The organism is Kitasatospora sp. MAA4 (genome assembly GCF_029893355.1).
GTDB lineage: Bacteria > Actinomycetota > Actinomycetes > Streptomycetales > Streptomycetaceae > Kitasatospora.
This window is the reverse complement of the sequence record NZ_JARZAI010000017.1, coordinates 62,714-77,947: the sequence shown is the minus strand read 5'-3', so window position 1 is coordinate 77,947 and position 15,234 is coordinate 62,714. Positions and strand designations below refer to the sequence as shown.

General features: G+C 72.7%; 18 protein-coding genes and 1 pseudogene. 16 read left to right on the top strand and 3 right to left on the bottom strand.

The window, feature by feature from the left end:
• Positions 1–15: 15 nt before the first annotated feature.
• The 15 genes from P3T37_RS22895 (at position 16) to P3T37_RS22825 (ending at position 12,491) form a co-directional block, all read left to right on the top strand.
• Complete coding sequence (locus tag P3T37_RS22895; protein WP_280725756.1) at positions 16–342, top strand: co-chaperone GroES; 327 nt, start codon at positions 16–18, stop codon at positions 340–342.
• 118 nt (positions 343–460) lie between these two features.
• On the top strand, positions 461–961 hold the full coding sequence (locus P3T37_RS22890) for a hypothetical protein (RefSeq protein WP_280725664.1): 501 nt from the start codon (positions 461–463) through the stop codon (positions 959–961).
• Positions 962–1,207: 246 nt separating this feature from the next.
• Complete coding sequence (locus P3T37_RS22885; RefSeq protein WP_280725663.1) at positions 1,208–2,020, top strand: ABC-2 family transporter protein; 813 nt, start codon at positions 1,208–1,210, stop codon at positions 2,018–2,020.
• Positions 2,013–2,858: an ABC-2 family transporter protein gene (locus P3T37_RS22880; protein ID WP_280725662.1), complete on the top strand. Its 846-nt coding sequence runs from the start codon at positions 2,013–2,015 to the stop codon at positions 2,856–2,858. Before P3T37_RS22885 ends, P3T37_RS22880 begins: the two co-directional genes overlap by 8 nt.
• Positions 2,859–2,883: 25 nt before the next feature.
• Positions 2,884–3,843, top strand: coding sequence for an ATP-binding cassette domain-containing protein (locus P3T37_RS22875; RefSeq protein WP_280725661.1), 960 nt, complete (start codon positions 2,884–2,886; stop codon positions 3,841–3,843).
• A gap of 58 nt (positions 3,844–3,901) precedes the next feature.
• Positions 3,902–4,162, top strand: coding sequence for a hypothetical protein (locus tag P3T37_RS22870; RefSeq protein ID WP_280725660.1), 261 nt, complete (start codon positions 3,902–3,904; stop codon positions 4,160–4,162).
• A 137-nt stretch (positions 4,163–4,299) separates the two neighbouring features.
• Positions 4,300–4,497 carry a hypothetical protein gene (locus P3T37_RS22865; protein ID WP_280725659.1) on the top strand — a complete coding sequence of 66 codons (198 nt, stop codon included), beginning with the start codon at positions 4,300–4,302 and terminating at the stop codon, positions 4,495–4,497.
• 23 nt (positions 4,498–4,520) lie between these two features.
• On the top strand, positions 4,521–4,871 hold the full coding sequence (locus tag P3T37_RS22860) for a hypothetical protein (protein ID WP_280725658.1): 351 nt from the start codon (positions 4,521–4,523) through the stop codon (positions 4,869–4,871).
• A 23-nt stretch (positions 4,872–4,894) separates the two neighbouring features.
• Entirely contained in the window at positions 4,895–5,431 is a 537-nt protein-coding gene (locus tag P3T37_RS22855) for a hypothetical protein (RefSeq protein WP_280725657.1), read from the top strand.
• Positions 5,432–5,530: 99 nt separating this feature from the next.
• On the top strand, positions 5,531–6,631 hold the full coding sequence (locus P3T37_RS22850; protein WP_280725656.1) for a DegT/DnrJ/EryC1/StrS family aminotransferase: 1,101 nt from the start codon (positions 5,531–5,533) through the stop codon (positions 6,629–6,631).
• A complete protein-coding gene (locus P3T37_RS22845; RefSeq protein WP_280725655.1) occupies positions 6,628–7,596 on the top strand; it encodes a Gfo/Idh/MocA family oxidoreductase in 969 nt (322 codons plus the stop codon). The genes P3T37_RS22850 and P3T37_RS22845 overlap by 4 nt, the downstream gene beginning before the upstream one ends.
• Complete coding sequence (locus tag P3T37_RS22840) at positions 7,593–8,777, top strand: glycosyltransferase family A protein (protein ID WP_280725654.1); 1,185 nt, start codon at positions 7,593–7,595, stop codon at positions 8,775–8,777. Before P3T37_RS22845 ends, P3T37_RS22840 begins: the two co-directional genes overlap by 4 nt.
• A gap of 14 nt (positions 8,778–8,791) precedes the next feature.
• The gene (locus P3T37_RS22835) at positions 8,792–10,084 is read left to right on the top strand and encodes a nucleotide sugar dehydrogenase (protein ID WP_280725755.1); all 1,293 of its coding nucleotides are present in this window, start codon (positions 8,792–8,794) and stop codon (positions 10,082–10,084) included.
• Positions 10,085–10,098: 14 nt separating this feature from the next.
• Positions 10,099–11,388 carry a DUF445 family protein gene (locus P3T37_RS22830; RefSeq protein ID WP_280725653.1) on the top strand — a complete coding sequence of 430 codons (1,290 nt, stop codon included), beginning with the start codon at positions 10,099–10,101 and terminating at the stop codon, positions 11,386–11,388.
• A gap of 71 nt (positions 11,389–11,459) precedes the next feature.
• Complete coding sequence (locus tag P3T37_RS22825; protein ID WP_280725652.1) at positions 11,460–12,491, top strand: adenosine deaminase; 1,032 nt, start codon at positions 11,460–11,462, stop codon at positions 12,489–12,491.
• Here the strand turns inward: P3T37_RS22825 and yidC are convergent.
• From yidC to P3T37_RS22810, 3 genes are all read right to left on the bottom strand, one after another.
• Positions 12,464–13,198: a membrane protein insertase YidC gene (gene yidC, locus P3T37_RS22820; protein WP_280725651.1), complete on the bottom strand. Its 735-nt coding sequence runs from the start codon at positions 13,196–13,198 to the stop codon at positions 12,464–12,466. The genes P3T37_RS22825 and yidC overlap by 28 nt on opposite strands.
• A 64-nt stretch (positions 13,199–13,262) precedes the next feature.
• Positions 13,263–13,562, bottom strand: coding sequence for a DUF6412 domain-containing protein (locus P3T37_RS22815; RefSeq protein ID WP_348533273.1), 300 nt, complete (start codon positions 13,560–13,562; stop codon positions 13,263–13,265).
• A 59-nt stretch (positions 13,563–13,621) separates the two neighbouring features.
• Positions 13,622–14,689 carry a Gfo/Idh/MocA family oxidoreductase gene (locus P3T37_RS22810; protein WP_280725650.1) on the bottom strand — a complete coding sequence of 356 codons (1,068 nt, stop codon included), beginning with the start codon at positions 14,687–14,689 and terminating at the stop codon, positions 13,622–13,624.
• On the opposite strand from P3T37_RS22810, the pseudogene P3T37_RS22805 reads away from it, so the two are divergent.
• Positions 14,688–14,957: pseudogene (locus tag P3T37_RS22805) on the top strand (hypothetical protein); the annotation flags it as partial. The gene P3T37_RS22810 and the pseudogene P3T37_RS22805 overlap by 2 nt on opposite strands.
• Between the last annotated feature and the right edge of the window lie 277 nt (positions 14,958–15,234).

The following is a 15,234-nucleotide window of genomic DNA, read 5'->3' as shown; positions in this document are numbered from 1 at the left end:
CTCAGCCACGACCGGATGGGTGAGAAGCTCCCCATCCGGATGCTGCACGACCGCGTCCTGGTCCGGACCGAGGGCGGCGAGGGTGAGCGCCGTTCGACCGGCGGCATCCTGATCCCGGCGACCGCCGAGCTAAGTAAAAGGTGCGTCTGGGCGGAAGCTGCTGCGGTCGGCCAGAGCGTGCGGTCCGTGGAGCCGGGGGACCGGGTGCTCTACGACCCGGAGGACAAGCTGGAGGTCGAGGTGCGCGGCGCGACGTACGTGCTGCTGCGCGAGCGCGACCTGCACGCGGTGGCGGCCGAGCGGCTGAAGGAGTCGGACGGGTCGACCGGGCTGTATCTCTGACGGGGTGTGGGGAGGTCGCCACACATTCGGCGTAGGAGCGGTGGCCGGTGGGCCCGGACTGCTCCAACGTGTGGATCAGGCGCCCTGCCTTTCCCCACCGAACAGGAGAACCACCCTCATGCGTGCCATATGGACGGCTGCCGCCCTCACCGCAGCTCTGAGCCTGACGTCGGTCACCGTGGCGACCGCCGCCGTCCCCCTTGCCGGTGCGGAGCCCCCGCGGGTCGGCACGGCCTCGACCGTGCCGCGGAACCTCGACCTCCTCCCGGTGCGGGTACCCGCCGCCGGGGCGCCGTCGGTGACCCTGCCCACCGTGCCGGGTACCCCGGCGCTGCCCTCGTTGCCCGCCTTGCCGTCGCTTCCCTCGCTTCCGTCGCTTCCCTCGCTCCCCGGGTTGGGGGCGGTCACGGCGCTGCTCAGCAGTCTGCTGAGCACCATCACGAATCTGCTCGCGAGCCTCGGGATCTCGCTGCCCGCCCTGCCCTCCGTGCCGGCGCTCCCGACGCCGTCCGCCGGCAGCGGGACCGCCTCCCCCAGCGACCTGGCGCAGCTGCAGCAGCGCGCCAAGGCGCTGAGTGACGCAGTCGCGGCAGCTCAGGCGGCGCAGGCTCACCGGTAGTCACGGCACCCGGTAGCCCCTGAGCCGGTCGTCCCCCCGTGGGGGCGGCCGGCTCAGGGGTTTTCACGATCCGTAGCGCAGCGTGTACGGATAAATACCCTGCGAAGCCGTGCCCGCCGGCGCTACGGTGGGCTGAGACAACCTCATATCCGTAGCTCCGCCCGACGCCCGGACACCCCGGGGGCCGCCGGTCGGGGCATTTCCGTGCTGCCCGTGAACGCGGAAAAGTCGACAAGGAGACAGGTGATGGGATCAGCGGCCAGGCTCTATCTGGCCATCGCACGCGGTTCGTTCCGCCGCTACTCGACCTACCGGGCGGCGACGCTGGCCGGGGTCTTCACCAACACGGTGTTCGGCTTCATCCTCGCCTACACCTTCCTCGCGCTGTGGCGGGCCCGGCCCGGCCTCGGCGGCTACGACACCAGCCAGGCCGTCACCTACATCTGGATCAGCCAGTCGCTGCTGGTCACCGTCGCGGTCTGGGGCGGAGGATTCCAGGACGACGTCCAGGAGCGCTTCCGCACCGGCGACATCGCCGTCGACCTCTACCGGCCGGTCGACTTCCTCGGCTGGTGGCTGGCGGCCGACCTCGGCCGGGCCGCCTTCCAGCTGCTGGCCCGCAGCGTCGCCCCGATCACCGCCGGCGTGCTGGCCTTCCACGCCAGGCTGCCGCACTCGGCGCTGACCTGGCCGGTCTTCCTGCTGTCGGTGCTGCTCGCGGTGCTGGTCAGTTTCGGACTGCGCTACCTGGTCTCGCTCAGCGGCTTCTGGCTGCACGACTCCGACGGGGTGCGCGCGGTGATGCTGGTGGTGGCGATGTTCCTGTCCGGCATGCTGCTGCCGCTCGGCCTCTTCCCGGACGGGCTGCGCCAGGCGGCCCAGGTGCTGCCCTGGGCGGCGCTGGTCCAGGTGCCGGCGGACATCTTCCTGGAGCGCAGCACCGGTTCGCAGGTGCTCGGCGGCCTGGGTTTCCAACTCGCCTGGGCCGTCGTGCTGCTGGCCCTCGGCCGGGCGGCGCAGCTGCTGGCCACTCGCAAGGTGGTGGTCCAGGGTGGCTGAGTACCTCGGTGAGAGGGAAAGCGGAGTGGAGCGGCTGCGCTGGGCGGTGCGCTCCTGGCAGTTGACCGCCGCGATGTGGACGCGGGCCGCGATGGCCTACCGCGCCTCCTTCGCGCTGATGCTCGTCGCCAACGTGCTGATCACCTCGCTGGACTTCGTGGTGGTGGTCCTGATGTTCCAGCACACCGACCGGCTCGGCGGCTGGACGCTGCCCGAACTCGGCCTGCTGTACGGGACGTCGGCGTTCGCGCTGGGCACCGCCGATCTGCTGGTCGGCAGCGTCGACTCACTCGGCGAGCGGATCCGGGCCGGCACCCTGGATGTGATGCTGATCCGCCCGGCCCCTGCTCTCTCGCAGGTCTGCGCCGAGCGGTTCTCGCTGCGCCGCCTCGGCCGCCCGGCCCAGGCTACGGCCGTCCTTGCCTGGTCGGTGAGCGCGGTGCGGGTGGACTGGACCTGGGACAGGGTCCTGCTGCTGGCGGCACTGCTGGTCAGCGGCACGGTGATCTTCTCCGCGCTCTTCATCGGCGGCGCCACCCTGCAGTTCTGGTGGGGCGAGGCCAAGGAGCTGCAGAACTCCTTCACGTACGGCGGCGCCACGCTGCTGCACTACCCGCCGACGGTCTTCGCCAAGGAGCTGGTCGCCGGCGTCACCTTCGGCCTGCCACTGGCCTTCGTCAACTGGCTCCCGCTGCTGCACATCCTGGGCAAGCCGGACCCGCTCGGCCTGCCCGCGGCCTTCCAGTTCGCCTCGCCGCTGGCGGCGGCCGGCAGCGTCCTGGTGGCCGGCGTGGCCTGGCGGGCCGGGCTGCGGGCCTACCGCGGCGCCGGGAACTGACCTCCATCGAACAGGAGCATCCGACATGGCATTGATCGAACTCGAAGATGTGGCACGGACGTTCACCATCCGCGCGAAGGTCGGGCGGCTGCGCCGCGAGCGCCGCGAGGTGCGCGCGGTGGACGGGCTGAGCTTCACCGTCCAGGCCGGCGAGTGCGTCGGCTACATCGGCCCGAACGGCGCGGGCAAGTCCACCACCATCAAGATGCTCACCGGCATCCTGGTCCCCAGCGCCGGGCGGCTACGGGTGGCCGGCGTCGACCCGGCCCGAGAACGCACCCGGCTGGCCCGCCGGATCGGGGTGGTGTTCGGCCAACGGACCACGCTCTGGTGGGATCTGCCGCTGCGCGACTCCTACGAACTGGCCCGCCGGATCTACCGGATCCCGGACGCCCGCTACCGCGCCAACCTCGACCGCTGCGTCGAACTGCTGGAGCTGGGACCGCTGCTGGACACCCCGGTGCGCCAACTCTCGCTCGGCCAGCGGATGCGCGGTGACCTGGCCGCGGCGCTGCTGCACGACCCGCAGGTGCTGTACCTGGACGAGCCGACGATCGGCCTGGACGTGGTCAGCAAGGTGCGGGTGCGGGAGTTCCTGCGCGAGATCAACACCGGTGCGGGCACCACCGTGCTGCTCACCACCCACGACCTCACCGACATCGAGCAGTTGTGCGGCCGGGTGATGGTGATCGACCACGGCCGGATGGTCTACGACGGCGGCCTCGACGGCCTGCACGCGACCGGGCAGAGCGAACGCACCCTGGTCGTCGACCTGGCCGGCCCGTCCGCGCCGATCGAGGTCCCCGGCGCCCGGGTGGTCAAGGTGGACGGCGCCCGCCAGTGGCTCGCCTTCCCGGCCGAGGACAGCGCGGCCCCCATCGTCGCCGCCGTGGCCGCCGGCTACCCCCTCCTGGACCTGTCGGTCCGCGAGCCGGCCATCGAGGACGTGATCGCCCGGATGTACGCCAAGGTCCCGATCGGCTGAGCCTTGGAGCCCTGCGGCAGGCGCGCGGTTGGGGCGCTTGCCGCAGGGCACCGGTCCCATGCAGATTCAGCAGGGGGGCTTCTCCGTCCGCCCGGCGGAGATCCTGGCAGCGGCACCGGAGTTCACCTCCGACAGCGAGAACATCAAGGCTGCGGTGGCGAATCTGGGCGATGCCTCCGCATCCTGCCGCGCGATGGCCAGGGCGCTCACCCAGTACGCCGACCAGGTCGCCAAAGCCAAGCAGTCAGGGGCATCAAAAATTCAGCGGATTTTACAAGGATCCCACGAATCCTGGTCAGGATCTTCCGGTGGATTTTGAGGGCGGAAATATCGTGGCCGTCTATCTTCCGGACGGGAATGGCGGCTACAGACTGTTGACATCATACGCAAACCCCGTGCAGGGGAAGCATCCGTGAGGGCAGCCTTGGAAATCAATCCTTCAGGGGGACTGTCGAAATGGCGGCCCCTGAAACGATGGAGGGCCTCCGGCTGGGATTTCAGCGTCTTCTGAGGGAGAGGAGCCTGTCGCGAGGCGAGTACTGTGATCTCACATTCATCGAGTTTGAGACCGATGCCGAACTGTATGAATACCTGCAGGAGGTCTATGTCTTCCTCTTCCTCAAGGGAGAGCAGGCGCCCCGGCCCCCCGACTGAGCTCCGCGGGTGAGGTCGAGTGGATGTTTGGCTGGCGCCACTCGAACGACGGAAACGTCAACCCCCTCGACGTCCTGGCCGGCGCGGTGGGCGGCGCGGCGAGTCCTGGCGGAGGGCGGGGGAAGCCCGGTGGCTATACGGGTGCCACCGCGGACGGGCGGCCGGGACTCGGTGGTTACGATTCCGGTGACGGTTTCATTTATCCAGAGAAGCCCGACGGGAATTCGCACGAGCTGTACCAGACCACCGAGCCTTCTGGTTCACTGAAGCTGTGGCCCCATTACGGCATCGAAGGGCCGGCGGTACCGATCCTTCCTGACCTGTCCAACCTGGACGAGGTGGTCGAGGCCGCGAAGAGAGGACTGGGGCTATGAGGCAGGGCAGTCGAGAGCAGCAGATGGCGAACCGTCTGGTGGCTGTCAAGTGGACGGATCCAGAAGGGGCCTATGCACACGACTGGTCGCGAGTCCTGCTGATGCGGGAGTACCTGCGGCGGGCTGCGTTGTGGGCGGAGGCCTACCGTATCGAGGACGAGTGGCCGTTCTTCGATCTCGCAGCCCGTATTGACCCGTCGGTGCGTGCCGATCCCGCCCTGGTCGCCTGGATGGAGGAGGCCCTGGATGGAAGAGTCGGGTTGCCCATCGCCTATGACAGCTGCTTCCGTGCTCTGCACTGGGCCGCGCTCCTTGATGCCGGCCTGGAACAACTGCCCGCTCTCGATGACCCGTTCGAGCCACTGATCATGCTCTTCGAGCGAGGCGGCGGCTTCGGCACCGAGAATCGTTCTGCCGATTTCTCCCTGGCCATGGTCCGGTTCAAGACCTGGGACCAGCACCTGAACCCCGAGCCGATCGTCGCGCTCGACCACGACGTGCTGGACGAACTCGATCCGCAGGGCTGGGAACGCTCCGGCGTAGCCCGGTCCGAAGGATAGTTCGGCTGGCGCCACTCGAACGGGTGGGGTGAGTAACCCGGGTGGGCCTGGGGGCGTTGACAGGGCCGGACGTTCGGACCGGCGCTAGGGAGCTCGGGGATGGCAGGGGCTGAGACGGTCCCGGTGGCTCGGCCGGTGATCGGGGAGGCGGAGATCGCCGCCGCGGTGCGGGTGCTGCGTAGTGGGTCGGTGGTGCAGGGGCCTGAAGTCGCGGCTTTCGAGCGGGAGTTCTCCGAGCTGGTGGACGGGCGCGCGTGTGTGGCCGTCAACTCCGGGACGTCGGCGCTCTATCTGAGCCTGCTGGCGCTGGGGATCGGGCCGGGCGACGAGGTGGTGGTGCCGTCGTTCTCGTTCGCGGCCACCGCCAATGCGGTCCGGCTGGTGGGTGCCGAGCCGGTGTTCGCGGACATCGAGGCGGACAGCTTCTGTCTGGACCCGGAGGCTGCGGCGGCCGCCGTCGGGCCGCGTACCGCGGCGCTGCTGCCGGTGCACCTGTACGGGCACCCGGCCGCGATGGACCGGCTGCTGCCACTGGCCGCGCGGCACGGCCTGGCGGTGGTCGAGGACGCCTGCCAGGCGCACGCCGCCACCCTGCACGGGCGCCCGGTCGGCAGTTTCGGTGCGGCGGGCTGCTTCAGCTTCTATCCGACCAAGAACATGCATGCGCTGGAAGGCGGCATGGTGGTCGTGCAGGATGCTCGGCTGGCGGCGAAGCTGCGGATGCTGCGCAACCAGGGGATGGCCGAGCGGTACCGCCACGAGCTGGTCGGCGCGAACCTGCGGATGACGGACGTGTCGGCGGCCGTCGGCCGGGTCCAACTGGCCGCGCTGGCCGGGTGGACCGAACGCCGCCGGCAGCACGCCAAGGCGCTGGACGCCCGGCTGCGCGGGGTGCCGACCCCGCCGGTGGCGGTGGGGGCGGGGCACGTCTACCACCAGTACACGGTGCGCGTCGCCGAGCAGCGGGCGCGGTTCCAGGGCGAGTTGGCGCAGCGGGGGATCGGCAGCGCGGTGCACTACGCGGTCCCGATCCACCGGCAGCCGGCCTACGCGGGCGGTGGCGAGGAGCTGCCGCAGACCGACCGGGCGGCGGCCGAGGTGCTCTCGCTACCGGTCCACCCGGGCCTGACCGAGGGCGAGTTGGACCGGGTGGCCACGGCGGTCGACGCGGTCGCGGCGCTGCTGGGCAGCGAGCTGTGAGCGCCGCCACGGGTGCCGCTGCCGGCCCGCCGCTGCGCGCCGGGCTGGTCGGGATCGGCGCGATGGGCCGCCACCACGCCCGGGTGCTGGCCGCGCTGCCCGGCGTACGGCTGGTCGGCGTGGTGGACCCGGCCGGCGATCCGACCGGGTCGGCGCACGGGACGCCGGTCTTCGCCGAGCTGGCCGGTCTGCTCGCCCGGGGCCTGGACTACGCCGTGGTGGCCTGCCCGACCGGACTGCACGAGGAGGTCGGGCTGAGGCTCGCGGCGCACGGGGTGGCCGCCCTGATCGAGAAGCCGCTGGCCGGTTCCGCCGTCGCCGCCGGCCGCCTGGTCACCGCCTTCGAATCGCGGGGGCTGGTGGCCGGGGTCGGCCATGTCGAGCGCTTCAATCCGGCGCTGCGCGGGCTCCGCGCCCGGGTGGCCGCCGGTGAACTCGGCGTGCTGCACCAGGTGGTGACCAGGCGTCAGGGACCGTTCCCCGGGCGGATGGTGGACGTCGGCGTGGTCCAGGACCTGGCCACCCACGACCTCGACCTGACCCGGTGGATCACCGGCGCGGAGTACGGCCGGCTGTCGGCCCGTACGGTGCGCCGCAGCGGCGGTGGGCACGAGGATCTGGCGGCCGTGATCGGCACGCTGGACGACGGCACGATGGTCAGCCACCTGGTCAGCCGGCTCAGCCCGGTGCGCGAACGGCTGGTCGCGGTGACCGGCGAGCGCGGCTGCCTGGTCGCCGACACCCTGGCGGGGACGCTGACCTTCCAGGCCGACGGCACGTCCACCGGCTGCGCCGTCCCCGGGCGGGAGCCGCTGGTGGCCGAACACGAGCGGTTCCGCGACGCGGTGGCGGGAGGAGCCGGCGTGACCGCGACCGTGACGCTGCGGGACGGGCTGCGCGCGGTGGAACTGGCGGAGGACGTACTGGCCGCCGCCCGGCACGGCCAGGAGGCACTGATCCCGTGAACGACGTCGACGTGACGGTGGTGGTCGCCGTCTACAACGCGATGCCCTACCTGACGGCCTGCCTGGAGTCACTGGCCGGCCAGTCCATCCGCCGCAGGCCCGGCGGCGGCCTGGAGGTGGTCGCGGTCGACGACGGCTCCACCGACGGCGGCGGCGCCGAGCTGTGCGCCTTCGCCGCCCGCCACCCGGGGCTGGTCCGGGTCGTCCACCAGCCCAACTCCGGCGGCCCGGCGGCGCCCGGCAACCGTGCGCTGGAACTGGCCCGCGGCCGGTACGTGTTCTTCCTCGGCGCCGACGACTGGCTCGGCGAGCAGGCGCTGGAGCGGCTGGTGGCGCTGGCCGACCGGGCCGAGTCGGACGTCGTGCTCGGCAGGATGGTCGGGGTCGGCGGCCGCCAGGTGCCGCAGGGCATCTTCGAGGCCAACCGGGACCGGATCGGCTTCACCGACTCCGCGCTGGCCTGGGCGCTCTCGGACACCAAGCTGTTCCGGCGCGAGCTGATCGAGCGGCACGGGCTGCGCAAGCGCGAGGACCTGCCGGCCTACTCCGACCAGCCGTTCACCCTGGAGGCCTGCCTGCGCTCGCGGCGGATCTCGGTGCTGGCCGACTACGACTGCTACTACGCGGTCCTGCGGGAGGACCACGGGAACGTGACCGTGCGGGCCCGGCACGAGGACCGGCTGCGCGGGGTGGCCGCGATGCTCGGCGTGGCGCAGCGGCTGGCCGAGCCCGGCGCCGAGCGCGACGCGCTGTGCGCGCGGGCGTTCTCCTGGGAGATCCCGCGCCTGCTGACGGCCGACTTCCTCGCGCTGCCCGAGCCGGCCCAGCGGCGGGTCTGCGCCGGGGTCGGCCGACTGGTCGCGCTGCACGGCGAGGAGGCCGCTCTGGCCGAGCTCCCGGCGCGCGACCGGCTGCGCCTGGACCTGGCCCGGCGCGGCCGGGTCGCCGCGCTGCGCCGCCTGATCCGCTACCAGGCGGCCTACGGCGAGCGGTCCGCCCCGGTGGTGGAGCAGGGGGAGCAGTCACCCGAGGTGGTGCAGGAGGCTGCGCCGGAGCCCAGGCAGCTGCCGATGCCGGTGCAGCTCTGGCGCGGGCTGGTCCCGGCCCAGGTCCGGCGCCGGCTGCACCAGCGCTCGGGCTGGCGGGAGTTCACCGAGCGGACGTACGAACGCTGGGCATGACGGGGGCGAGGGGTATGGACATCTGCGTGGTCGGGCTCGGCAAGATCGGGCTGCCGCTGGCGGTGCAGTACGCGGGCAAGGGCCACCGGGTCACCGGGGCGGACCTGGTGCCGGCCGTGGTCGCGGCCGTCGCCGAGGGCCGTGAGCCGTTCCCCGGCGAGGCGGAGTTGGCGCAGCGGCTCAAGCGGGTGGTCGCCGACGGACTGCTGACCGCCACCACCGACACGGCCGCGGCCGTCGCGGGCGCGGAGGCGGTGGTCGTGGTCGTCCCGCTGCTGACGGACGCTGCGGGCGCGCCGGACTTCACCGCGCTGGACGCCGCCACCGCGGACGTCGCGGCCGGCCTGCGCCGCGGCACCCTGGTCAGCTACGAGACCACCCTGCCGGTCGGTACCACCCGCGGGCGCTGGGCCGACCGGCTGGCGGCCGGCTCGGGGCTGGCGGCCGGGCGGGACTTCGCCCTGGTCTTCAGTCCCGAACGGGTGCTCACCGGACGGGTCTTCGCCGACCTGCGCCGCTACCCCAAGCTGGTCGGCGGCATCGACGCCGCCTCGGCCCGGCGCGGGGTGGAGTTCTACCAGGCCGTGCTGGACTTCGACCCGCGGCCGGACCTGCCCGGAGGCAACGGCGTCCGCGATCTCGGCTCGACGGAGGCGGCCGAGCTGGCCAAGCTCGCCGAGACCACCTACCGGGACGTCAACATCGCGCTGGTGAACCAGTTCGCGCGGTTCGCCGAGCGCAGCGGGATCGACCTGGCGCCCGTCCTGGAGGCCTGCAACACCCAGCCGTACAGCCATCTGCACCGGCCCGGGATCGCGGTCGGCGGCCACTGCATCCCGGTCTACCCGAGGCTCTACCTCTGGAACGACCCGGAGGCGAGCGTGGTGCGGGCCGCCCGGGAGGCCAACGAGGCGATGCCCGGCTACGCGGTGGGGCTGCTGCACGAGGCGCTCGGGGCGCTGGCCGGCCGGGCGGTCCTGGTGCTCGGCGCGGCCTACCGCGGCGGGGTGCGGGAGACCGCCTGCTCGGGCGTGTTCCCGCTGGTCGCAGCGGTGCGGGCGGCCGGCGCGACGGCGTACGTCAGCGATCCGCTGTACGACGCGGCGGCCCTCGCGGCGCTGGGGCTGCCCCCGTACGCGGGTGAGCCGGTCGACGCGGTGGTGGTGCAGGCCGACCACGCCGAGTACGGGCACGTCGGCTCGGTCGACTTCCCGGGGGCGCGGGTGCTGCTGGACGGGCGCGGCGTGACCGACCCGGCGCGCTGGCGCGGGGTCCGGCGTCTGGTGATCGGTGGCCGGTCGGTCTAGGTCACACTGATTGGGTGGAGGAGACCAGAAGCGAGAGCAACGGCGTGCGGTTCACCGCCGCTGACGAGGAGAAGCGGCAGGGCGTGCGCCGGATGAAGGCGATCGCGACCGGCTTCCTCGCCGTCGCCACCGTCGTCTACGCGCTGGCGACCTGGGCCGGTGCGTCCGGCTGGGGGAGCTGGACGGGGTACGTCGCGGCTGCCGCCGAGGCCGGCATGGTCGGTGCGCTGGCCGACTGGTTCGCCGTCACCGCGCTGTTCCGCCGCCCGTTCGGCCTGCCGATCCCGCACACCGCGATCATCCCGACCAAGAAGGACGCCTTCGGCAAGTCGCTCGGCGACTTCGTCGGTGAGAACTTCCTCTCCGCCCGGGTGGTCCGCACCCGGCTGGCCTCGCTCGGCATCGCCCGCCGGCTCGGCGAGTGGCTGGCCACCCCCGGCAGCGCCGAGCGGGTCACCACCGAGGCCGCCGCCGCGCTGCGCGGGGTGCTGGCGGTGCTGCGCGACGAGGACGTCCAGGCGGTGGTCAGCGAGGCGGTCACCCGGCGGGCCGCGGCGACCCAGGTCGCCGAGCCGATAGGGCGGATGCTCGGCAAGGTGGTGGCCGACGGCGGCCACCGCGGCGTCGTGGACCTGGTCGCGGTGCGGGTGCACGACTGGCTGGCCGAGCACCACGGCGACGTGGTGGACCGGGTCGCGCTCAAGTCGCCCGGCTGGACGCCCAAGTTCGTGGACCACCAGGTCGGCGAGCGGGTCTACAAGGAGCTGATGCGGTTCGTCACCGCGATCCGCGACGACCCGGCCCACCCTGCCCGCGGTGCCATCGACAACTTCCTGGCCGACTTCGCGGTCGAGTTGCAGACCGACGAGGCGACCAAGGCCCGGGTCGAGCGGGCGAAGGCCGAGCTGCTGGCCCGCGACGAGGTCCAGGACCTGATCGCCTCCTCCTGGGCGGCCATCCGCTCGCTGGTGCTGAACGCAGCCGACGACGAGAACAGCGAGCTGCGCATCCGGCTCCGCGACGCGCTGCGCTCGTTCGGGCGCCGGCTCGCCCGCGACAAGCGGCTGCAGAGCAAGACGGACGGCTGGCTGCAGGACGCGGCGCAGTACGTGGTGGAGACCTACCGAGCCGAGATCACCTCGCTGATCTCCGACACCGTGGCCGGCTGGGACGCCGACGAGGCGTCCCGCAAGATCGAGGCCAACGTCGGCCGCGACCTCCAGTTCATCCGGATCAACGGCACGGTGGTCGGCGCGCTGGCCGGCCTGCTGATCCACACGCTGGCGACGGCGCTGGGCGGCTGAACCCCGGCGCAGCCCGGGACGGGCCCGTGAAAAGATGCGAGATCCAGTCGAACTGTGAGGGAGTGACGCAGATGTCCCGAGGGATCGAGGCGTTCATCGCCGGCCTGCCCAAGGCCGAGCTGCACGTGCACCACGTCGGTTCCGCCTCGCCGCGCGTGGTGGCCGCGCTGGCCGCCCGGTACGAGGGCAGGACCGCTGTGCCGGCCGACCCGGAGGCGCTCGCCGAGTACTTCACGTTCACCGACTTCGCGCACTTCATCCAGGTCTACCTGTCGGTGGTCGACCTGATCCGCGACGCCGAGGACGTCCGGGCGCTGACCTACGGCGTCGCCGAGGACATGGCCCGCCAGCAGATCCGCTACGCCGAGCTGACCGTCACGCCGTACAGCTCGGTCAGGCGGGGCATCCCGGACGTCGCCTTCATGGAGGCGATCGAGGACGCCCGCAAGAGCGCCGAGCGGGACTTCGGCGTGGTGCTGCGCTGGTGCTTCGACATCCCCGGCGAGGCCGGTCTCGCCTCGGCCGAGGAGACCGCCCGGCTCGCTCTGGACGTCGGCGCCGACGGCCTGGTCAGCTTCGGCCTCGGCGGCCCCGAGATCGGCGTGCCGCGCCCGCAGTTCAAGCCGTACTTCGACCGGGCCCGGGCGGCCGGCCTGCACAGCGTGCCGCACGCCGGTGAGTCCACCGGCCCGGAGACGATCTGGGACGCCCTGCGGTCGCTGGGCGCCGAGCGGATCGGGCACGGCACGCAGGCGGTCAAGGACCCCGCGCTGATGGACCACCTCGGCGAGCACCGGATCCCGCTGGAGGTCTGCCCGACCTCCAACCTGGCCACCCGGGTGGTGGAGCGGATCGAGGAGCACCCGATCCGGCAGATGGTCGACGCCGGCCTGCTGGTCACCGTGAACAGCGACGACCCGCCGATGTTCGGCACCGACCTCAACACCGAGTACGCGGTCGCCGCCAAGCTGCTGGGCCTGGACACGGCGGGTGTGGCCGGCCTGGCCAGGAACGCGGTCGAGGCCTCGTTCCTGGACCAGGGCGGCAAGGCGAAGCTGACCGGCGAGATCGACGCCTACCTGGCGGCCTGGGACCGCACCTGACGCCTGGCCGGCGTCGGCGGCACCGCCGGCGCCGGCTCGCGGTGCAGCAGGCCGCGCTCGGCGGCCGTCCAGGCCGTGGTGGTGAGCAGGTAGAGCCCCGCCGCCAGCGGAACCAGCGCGGCGAAGAGCACCGTGCCGAACGCGAGGTACGGCATGATCGCGGCCCCGGGCGCCTGCGGGTTCGCCGCCGTCGCGCGGCGCGCCCGCCGGAAGCCCACCCAGCCGACGGCCGCCAGCGCCGCGTAGAGCGCGCCGAAGACCGCGAACTGCGCGGGGCCGTGCGCCGCCGTGAGGTGGGTGCCGAGCGGGACGCCGAGCAGGGTGTGGTGCAGCAGGTCGTTGGGCACGCCGCCCACCGTCGGCAGCGTGAAGAGCCGGTACATCACCGAGAAGAACGGGATCTGCACCAGCATCGGCAGGCAGCCGGTCAGCGGTGAGGCCTGCTCCTCCTTGTACAGCGCGGCCAGCGCGGCCTGGAGCTGCTCGGGGCGGCCCTTGTGCTTGCGGTTCAGCTCGGCGACCCGGGGCGCCAGCCGGGTGCGGTGCTTCTCGCCGCGGGCGGCGGCCCGGGCGAAGGGGTGCAGGGCGAGGCGGACGCAGACCGTGAAGAGCACGATCGCGGCGGCGGCCGGGAGCAGATGGGCGAGCGAGTCGACCGCGCTGTGGGCGAGGCCGACGGCGGGGTCGAAGATCGAGAAGATGGACATGCTGGGCGGGCCCTCCGGAGTCTGACGACAGGTGCGGCGGAGGACGGCAGCGCAATAACAGGGCTTACGCGGCCGTCAGGGCCGCGCCCGGTGCCCTGGGACGGCGACGGCCCCTGGCGTCCGGATCGCGCTGCGGGAGGAAGGCGGTGGCGAGCGCGCGTCGGCGGATCGTGCCGTCCCGGACGGCGTGCGGCGCACCCGCGCCGAGCAGCCGGGCCACCAGGTACGTCCCGCTGACCACGCCGGCCAGCAGCAGCAGGGCGGCGGCCGCGGCGAGCGCGGTGAGGCCGGCCGTCGGGTCGTGCACGGACAGGTCGCCGACCAGCAGCCGGAGCAGCCCGAGGAGCAGCGCGAGCGGATGCACGGGCGGACCTCCTCAGGCTCTCGGGGACTCTCCGGCCGATGGTACGGGACCGGGCCCGCTTAGCCCATGGGGATCACGTGGCCGGTGACGGCGGAGTCGCGGGCGGCCTCGAGGACGGTGAGGACGGCGACGGCGTCGCGCGGGTCGACGGGGGGCGGGGTGCCGGTGGCGAGGGCGGTGGCCAGGCCGGCGTAGAAGGCGGGGTAGTCGCCGGGGAGGGTGGGGAGGTGGACGGAGGCACCGTCGGTGCCGAGCAGGCCCTGGTGGGCCGGGTCCTCGATGCCCCACGGGTGGGTGTCGGGCCGGCGGCCGGCGCGCAGGTCGGCCTCCTGCGGGTCCATGCCGTACCTGACGTAGCCCGCGCGGTCGCCGAGCACCCGCAGGCGCGGGCCGGCCAGCGGGGTGATGGCACTGGTCCACAGGTGGGAGCGGGTGCCGCCGGTGTGGGTGAGGGCGAGGAAGGCGTCGTCGTCCACCGCGGCGCCGTCGCGCCGGATGTCGATCTCGGCGTACACGCTGCTCACCGGGCCGAACAGGGTGAGCGCCTGGTCGACCAGGTGGCTGCCCAGGTCGTAGAGCGTGCCGCCGACCTCGGCGGGGTCGGCCAGTTCGCGCCAGCCGGCCTTCGGCTTGGGGCGGAAGCGTTCGAAGCGGGACTCGAAGCGGTGCACCCGGCCGAGAGCGCCCTCGTCCAGCAGGCGGCGGACGGTCAGGAAGTCGCCGTCCCAGCGCCGGTTCTGGAACACCGTGAGCAGCGTGCCGCGGGACTCGGCCAGGCCGCACAGGGCGTGCGCCTCGGTGGCGGTGGCCGCCAGCGGCTTGTCGACCACCGTGGCCAGACCCGCCGTCAGGGCGGCCCTGGCGAGCGGGACGTGGGTGCGGTTCGGGGAGGCGATGACGACCAGGTCGTACGAGCCGGCGTCGGACAGCAGCTGCTCGGGAGTGTCCAGCGCGCGGGCATCGGGGTGCTCGCGGGCGAGTTGCTCGCGCCGCCCCGGGTCGCTGGTGACCACCGCGGTCAGCCGCAGCCCGGGGGTGCTGGCGATCAGCGGTGCGTGGAAGGCGGAGCCGGCCAGGCCGTAGCCGATCAGGCCGACGCGGTACGGGGTGTGGGGGGCGGTGCTCATGCTCCTACTTCACCACAGCGGCCCGCCCGGACGGCCGCAGCAGCGCCCGGCCGTCCGGTGGGCGGGCGCGCCGTACACCGGGGCCGACGAGTTCCTCCGCCGGCTCAAGGAGTCCGGCAAGCCGTTCCTGGTGCTCACCAACAACTCCATCTACACCCCGCGCGACCTGGCCGCCCGGCTGGCCGGGATGGGCCTGGCGGTGCCGGAGGAGTGCATCTGGACCTCGGCGCTGGCGACCGCCAAGTTCCTGGCCGAGACGGCACCGGGCCTGTTCAACCTGCTGCGACCGTAGCCGTTCGGCGCGGCTACTTCCTCCGCTATGGCGAAACGGACATCAGCGCCCGTTCCGCCCTCTTACACTGTGTGGAGATCCCATCCCGCAACGTAACAAGCGTGAGGAGCAGCATCCATGCCGACCCCGCTGGGCAGAAATCCGGGTCTCGACGTTCTATGCAAGGCGCCCTGGGACCAGGACGAGTACTACCCGTTTCCGAACGACCCTACGGTCTTCGTCGAGTGCAACAACGGCGTCGCGTACGTGAGGG

Excerpts from the sequence above, each read along its gene's own strand:
- P3T37_RS22895 (WP_280725756.1), top strand. The coding sequence starts at position 16 with ATGGGTGAGAAGCTCCCCATCCGGATGCTGCACGACCGCGTCCTGGTC.
- P3T37_RS22890 (WP_280725664.1), top strand. The coding sequence starts at position 461 with ATGCGTGCCATATGGACGGCTGCCGCCCTCACCGCAGCTCTGAGCCTG.
- P3T37_RS22885 (WP_280725663.1), top strand. The coding sequence starts at position 1,208 with ATGGGATCAGCGGCCAGGCTCTATCTGGCCATCGCACGCGGTTCGTTC.
- P3T37_RS22875 (WP_280725661.1), top strand. The coding sequence starts at position 2,884 with ATGGCATTGATCGAACTCGAAGATGTGGCACGGACGTTCACCATCCGC.
- P3T37_RS22870 (WP_280725660.1), top strand. The coding sequence starts at position 3,902 with ATGCAGATTCAGCAGGGGGGCTTCTCCGTCCGCCCGGCGGAGATCCTG.
- P3T37_RS22865 (WP_280725659.1), top strand. The coding sequence starts at position 4,300 with ATGGCGGCCCCTGAAACGATGGAGGGCCTCCGGCTGGGATTTCAGCGT.
- P3T37_RS22860 (WP_280725658.1), top strand. The coding sequence starts at position 4,521 with ATGTTTGGCTGGCGCCACTCGAACGACGGAAACGTCAACCCCCTCGAC.
- P3T37_RS22855 (WP_280725657.1), top strand. The coding sequence starts at position 4,895 with ATGGCGAACCGTCTGGTGGCTGTCAAGTGGACGGATCCAGAAGGGGCC.
- P3T37_RS22850 (WP_280725656.1), top strand. The coding sequence starts at position 5,531 with ATGGCAGGGGCTGAGACGGTCCCGGTGGCTCGGCCGGTGATCGGGGAG.
- P3T37_RS22835 (WP_280725755.1), top strand. The coding sequence starts at position 8,792 with ATGGACATCTGCGTGGTCGGGCTCGGCAAGATCGGGCTGCCGCTGGCG.
- P3T37_RS22825 (WP_280725652.1), top strand. The coding sequence starts at position 11,460 with ATGTCCCGAGGGATCGAGGCGTTCATCGCCGGCCTGCCCAAGGCCGAG.
- yidC (WP_280725651.1), bottom strand. The coding sequence starts at position 13,198 with ATGTCCATCTTCTCGATCTTCGACCCCGCCGTCGGCCTCGCCCACAGC.
- P3T37_RS22810 (WP_280725650.1), bottom strand. The coding sequence starts at position 14,689 with ATGAGCACCGCCCCCCACACCCCGTACCGCGTCGGCCTGATCGGCTAC.